General features: G+C 60.9%; 5 protein-coding genes. 3 read left to right on the top strand and 2 right to left on the bottom strand.

The window, feature by feature from the left end; translation table 11 throughout:
* Positions 1–496: 496 nt before the first annotated feature.
* Positions 497–1,213 (bottom strand): 2-phosphosulfolactate phosphatase, encoded by a 717-nt coding sequence (locus tag D0T11_RS21420; RefSeq protein ID WP_119657844.1) that lies wholly within the window; start codon positions 1,211–1,213, stop codon positions 497–499.
* A gap of 196 nt (positions 1,214–1,409) precedes the next feature.
* Positions 1,410–2,516, bottom strand: coding sequence for a glycine cleavage system aminomethyltransferase GcvT (gene gcvT, locus D0T11_RS21415; RefSeq protein WP_119657843.1), 1,107 nt, complete (start codon positions 2,514–2,516; stop codon positions 1,410–1,412).
* A 200-nt stretch (positions 2,517–2,716) separates the two neighbouring features.
* Here gcvT and D0T11_RS21410 point away from each other — a divergent pair, with 200 nt between their 5' ends.
* Genes D0T11_RS21410 through D0T11_RS21400 form a run of 3 tightly spaced genes read left to right on the top strand, consistent with a single transcriptional unit; the run spans position 2,717 to position 5,148 of the window.
* A complete protein-coding gene (locus tag D0T11_RS21410; RefSeq protein WP_119657842.1) occupies positions 2,717–3,079 on the top strand; it encodes a CZB domain-containing protein in 363 nt (120 codons plus the stop codon).
* 32 nt (positions 3,080–3,111) lie between these two features.
* The gene (locus tag D0T11_RS21405) at positions 3,112–4,653 is read left to right on the top strand and encodes a sensor histidine kinase (protein ID WP_119657841.1); all 1,542 of its coding nucleotides are present in this window, start codon (positions 3,112–3,114) and stop codon (positions 4,651–4,653) included.
* 51 nt (positions 4,654–4,704) lie between these two features.
* Positions 4,705–5,148 (top strand): response regulator, encoded by a 444-nt coding sequence (locus D0T11_RS21400; protein WP_119657840.1) that lies wholly within the window; start codon positions 4,705–4,707, stop codon positions 5,146–5,148.
* The last annotated feature ends 158 nt before the right edge of the window (positions 5,149–5,306 follow it).

The raw sequence follows: 5,306 nt of genomic DNA, 5'->3' as shown, positions 1-5,306 counted from the left end.
ATGGCGCACAAACGGCACCTGTCGCAAAAGCGTAGTAAGTTTGGCGCTGAGGCATTGCTTCACGGGGCAGAACGGGTTTGGATGGTGTAGGAACCCCAAAGGTCGGACTGCCCCGTTTTATGCCGCAATATTTAGTAGGGTAGAGTAGTTTTTGGCTTGTTCCTCTACTAATAGTGTAGGGTAAAACGAGAATTTTCATTCAAAACCCTACACCATTTGTAGTGTTTTGAATGAAAATTCTCGTTTTACCCTACAAGTAACGGCATTTGAACTTGCGCTTAACTTGACCGCTTTTTACTGGTACGTATTCATTCAACGTCCCTAGACAATATTTCGCAACCCGAAGTAGCTGTTGACAGGAACAAAAAAGATGTAGGGAAAAACGATAAAATCTCCGCGAAACCCTACGGATATTGTAGGGTTTCGCGGAGATTTTATCGTTTTTCCCTACACTACAGCCGGCTATAAAATCCGTGAAATCCGGGCTAATCCTGGATCAAGCCGTGATCCGGCCATTCCGGAATACCGGCACCAGGTCGTACTGGTCTTGCCGGATGCAGAATTCCATGTCCTGGTGGGCTTCGAGGGAGTTGAGGCGGCGCACGTGGGCCGAGCGGAGCAGGTAGCCCGAAAGGTCGGGGGCGGCGGCGGCCCAGAGGTCGAGGGCGGCCAGGGTGGCATCGGAGCTGGTGGTATCGAAGCCTCCTTCTGCGGCGAGGCGGGCGGCCAGCGCCCCGCCGAAGAGGGTGTCTTCGAGGCAGAAATGGCCCTTCCAGCCGGCGCAGACTACCACCACGTCCTGGTTCAATTGGCGTAGGTAGTCGGCCACGGCGCCCAGGTTGAGGAAGGCCCCGACCAGGATTTCATCGGCGGCGGCCGCCAGGTGCAGGGCGCGGGTACCGTTGGTGGTGGTGATGGCCACGGCCCGGCCTTGCACCGCCACCACCCCATCGAGGTAGCCGAAGGGCGAGTTGCCCAAGTCCACGCCCTCGGCCTGGCGGCCGTCGCGCTCGGCGGCCGTCAGGTAGCCCTGCGCCGCCATGGCCCGGCACTCGGCCAGCTCGCTGAACGGCATCATGTGCGTTACGCCCGCCGCCAGCGCCGTCACGATGCTGGAGGTGGCCCGCAGCACATCCACCACCACCGCCACCTTACCTTTCAGGTCGAAGAGCGGCAGCAGCTCGGGGGAGAAACAGATATCGAGCGTGGGCATATGTTTTAGTATTTAGTTGTCAGTTACTCGTTGTCAGTTGTCAGTAAAAGAACTGTCATCCTGAGCGGAGCGAAGGATCCTCTCGCGTTGAAACGAGTCGTTGTACCGATTATCGTTTTAACGTGGTAAGATCCTTCGCTCCGCTCAGGATGACAGTTCTTTTACTGACAACTGACAACTGACAACTGACAACAAACTACACCTCTTCCGTGCCGGGCACGAAGGGCAGCTTGACCACCGTGGCGGGCAGGTTTTTGCCGCGCACCTGCACGAAAATCGGGGTGCCGGGGGTGGCCAGCGCGGTTTGCACGTAGCCCAGGCCCACGCCCTTGCTCAGGCTCGGCGACTGGGTGCCGCTGGTGACTTCGCCGATGATTTCGCCGGCCTCGTTCACCAGCGGGTAGTGGCTGCGCGGGATACCGGCCCCATCCATGAGGAAGCCCACCAGCTTGCGCTCTACGCCAGCGGCCTTCTGGGCTTTGAGGCTTTCGGAGTTGGTGAAGTCCTTGGTAAACTTGGTAATCCAGCCCAGGCCGGCTTCCAGGGGCGAGGTGGTGTCGGTGATGTCGTTGCCGTAGAGGCAGTAGCCCATTTCCAGGCGCAGCGTGTCGCGGGCCCCGAGGCCGATGGGCTTCAGGCCGTAGGGCTGGCCGGCTTCCATCACGGCATCCCAAACCTGCTTGGCGTGGGCATTGGGTACGTACAGCTCGAAGCCGCCCGCGCCGGTGTAGCCGGTGGCCGAAATGATGACATCGGGCGCGCCGGCAAACGTGCCCTGCACGAAGGAGTAGTACGGAATGGCGCTCAAATCAGCGTCGGTGAGGCTTTGCAGGGCGGCGGCGGCTTTGGGACCCTGCACGGCCAGCAGGCTCATTTCGTCCGATACATTCTGCATGTCGGCACCCTCGGTGTTGAACTGCTTGATCCAGTTCCAGTCCTTCTCGATGTTGGAGGCGTTTACCACCAGCAGGTAGTCTTCCTCGGCCAGCATGTACACCAACAGGTCGTCCACGATGCCGCCGTCCTGGTTGGGCAGGCAGCTGTACTGGGCCTTGCCGGGGGCGAGCTTGCTGGCGTCGTTGCTGCACACGCGCTGGATGAGGTCGAGCGCCTTCGGGCCGCGCAGCCGGAACTCGCCCATGTGCGAAACGTCGAACATACCCGCGGCCCGGCGCACGGTGTGGTGCTCGTCGAGGTCGGAGGAGTAGCGCACGGGCATGTTGTAGCCCGCGAAGGGCACCATTTTGGCCCCGAGCTGCTGGTGCACGTCGTTGAGGGGAACAGTTTTGAGCGTGTCGGACATGAAAGTGGGTGGTAGGGTGGGTGAAGTAGACTAGCGGGAAGTGCCGGCCAGCGACCAGCAAAAGCGGCTCCTGGTTGGCGGGACGAAAGTAGCCAATTATGCCCGGGTGATACGGCCTTGTTTGGTTATCTTTGCCAGACTACCACCCTGGCCCTCCGCTACGCAGGACCTGTTGCCACTCTTTTCCGGGCCTTTCCCGCATGACCGACGACCTGAAGCAGGAATTTGATTCCGCTCGCCTCAAGCACCTGCTCTTCAAATCCAAGCTCCGCTCCTTCCTGTATGGCAGCGATACCGAGCAGGGTCCCATCCGGGACCCCAACGTCTGCTCCCTGGGCCAGTGGATCGATCAGCAGGCCCTGCCTAGGTACGGCCACCTGCCCGAAAGCCGGGAACTGGACCGGGTGCACCGGCGCATGCACGTGGAAGCCAACCGCCTGATGGATTTACGGCAGAGCGGCCAGCAGGACGAGGCCGTGAGCGGGCTGGCGGGCATCAATGCGCTGGCCGAGCAGATTGTAGTGCTGCTGCGTACCATGGAAGAATCCTTGCGGACCCGGTAACCTGCCGGGCCTTTCGCCCTTGTCGTTGGTGTATGAAGCTCAAACTCTCTACTAAGCTATTCGCGGGTTTTCTGGCTATTTCGGCGCTGTTCGCGGCGGTGGTCGTCATCAATTACCAACTCTCGCGGGTGGTGCTGCGCAATTCCCAGCGCGTGGCCCGCTCCCAGCGCATTACGGGCGAAGCCACCACCCTGCTGCGCAATATTATCGACATGGAAACCGGTTTCCGGGGCTATCTGCTCATCGGCAATGAGGTAGTGCTGGCCCCGTACTACGAGGGCGAGCGAAACCTGCTCGGCCGGTTTGCCCAGCTCCGCAACGCCCTCACCGATGGCAGCCCCCAGCAGGAGCGCGTGATCCGGGGCCAGTACTTGTTTCAGCAGTGGGCCGCCTACTCCCACCTGCTGATCGGGGAGAAACGCGAAGCCCTGCGCCGCAACGCCGACCAGACCGGCCTTGAGGGACTGGAACACCGCAACCTGACCACCGACCTGACCGGCAAAGTGCTCATGGACCAGATTCGGGTGCTGTTCGCGGTGTTCGACCGGGAGGAGGCCGAAATCCGGCTCAAGCAGCGCCAACGCCTCCAGGACAGTATCAGCGAAACCCGGGTGCTGTCGGTGAGCGTCACGCTGGTCACCATTCTGCTCGGGCTGCTCTACGCGGTGTACCTGGTGCGGCAGTTCTCGCGGCGCATCAGCGGCATGGTGGTGCAGGCCCAGCGCATTGCCGGCGGCGACTACTCCACCCAGATGCAGGACACGGCCAGCGACGAGCTGACCAAGCTCAGCGAGTCGCTCAATACCATGACCGACACCATCAACACCAACATCCGGCAGCTGGAGCGCCGCAACCAGGAGCTCGACCAGTTTGCCTACGTGGTGTCGCACGATCTGAAAGCCCCGTTGCGGGGCATCGAAACGGCCTCGCGCTGGATTGAGGAAGACATGGGCCAGAGCGTGCCGGCCCACATCCGGGAGTTTCTGGTGCTGATGCGCACCCGGGTGCGGCGCATGGAAAACCTGATTACCGGTATTCTCGACCTGGCCCGGGTGGGCCGCACGCCCCAGGCGGACGAGGCCGTGTTCGTGCGCCACCTGCTGCGCGAAATCGTGGACTCGCTGGAGCTGCCCGCCGGCTTCGAGGTGGAGCTGCCCTTCTACCTGCCCACCATCCAGACCAACCGCGTGCAGCTCCAGCAGGTATTCACCAACCTGATCAGCAACGCCGTCAAGTACCACCACGACCCCGCCCACGGCCGCATTACCATCGGCTGCGTGGAAGGCCCCAAGTTCTTCACCTTCTCGGTGGCCGATAACGGGCCGGGCATCGCGCCCGAATACCACGAGCGCATCTTCGTCATTTTCCAGACCCTGACCGAGCGCGACACCCTGGAAAGCACCGGCGTGGGGCTGGCCATCGTGAAAAAGCTGGTGGAACGCCAGGGCGGGGCCATTCAGGTGGAATCCGCTGAAGGACAGGGCGCTGACTTCATCTTCACCTGGCCCAAAGAAGCGCGCCGCCGGGCCAGCGAAAAACCGCTTTTATCCGCCCCTTCCGCCCTTGTGCCCTGATTGCCGTATAGCCGGTATGCCCACAGTGGCTTTACTTCGTATTCCCCTCATATGAGTTCTGAAGCCGATCAACCCACCATCCTGCTCGTCGAGGACGACCAGCTCGATATCATGAACGTGCAGCGCGAGTTGCGCAAGAACAACGTGACCGTGCCCCTGCACGTGGCCCGCAACGGCCGCGAAGCCCTCGATATGCTCCGCGGCGAAGCCGGTCAGGACAAGATTCCGCACCCCAACGTGGTGATGCTCGACCTGAACATGCCCCGCATGAATGGCCTGGAGCTGCTGGAAATCCTGCGCTCCGACCCCGAGTTCGTCAACCTGAACGTGTTCATCACCACCACCTCCGACCTGGAAACCGACCGCCTCAAAGCCCAGCACCTGGCCGTGAGCGGCTACATCATCAAGCCCCTGAGCTTCGACAGCTTCGGCGAAGGCGGCACCACCGTGGATGGCTTCAGCCTGTTTCTGGATTTGCTGAAGCTGAAAAGCTGAAAAGCAAGAAGTGAGAAGTGAGAAGTGAGAAAAGGAACGTCATTCTGAGCGAAGCCGGAGGCGTAGTCGAAGAATCTCTACCGCTTCGTTGATTCGTTACCCAACGAAGCGGTAGAGATTCTTCGACTACGCCTCCGGCTTCGCTCAGAATGACGTTC

This window comes from Hymenobacter rubripertinctus (genome assembly GCF_003583925.1).
In the GTDB taxonomy this organism is placed as follows: Bacteria; Bacteroidota; Bacteroidia; order Cytophagales; family Hymenobacteraceae; genus Hymenobacter; species Hymenobacter rubripertinctus.
The sequence above is the reverse complement of the archived record's forward strand: the minus strand, read 5'-3'. Positions and strand labels throughout refer to the sequence as shown.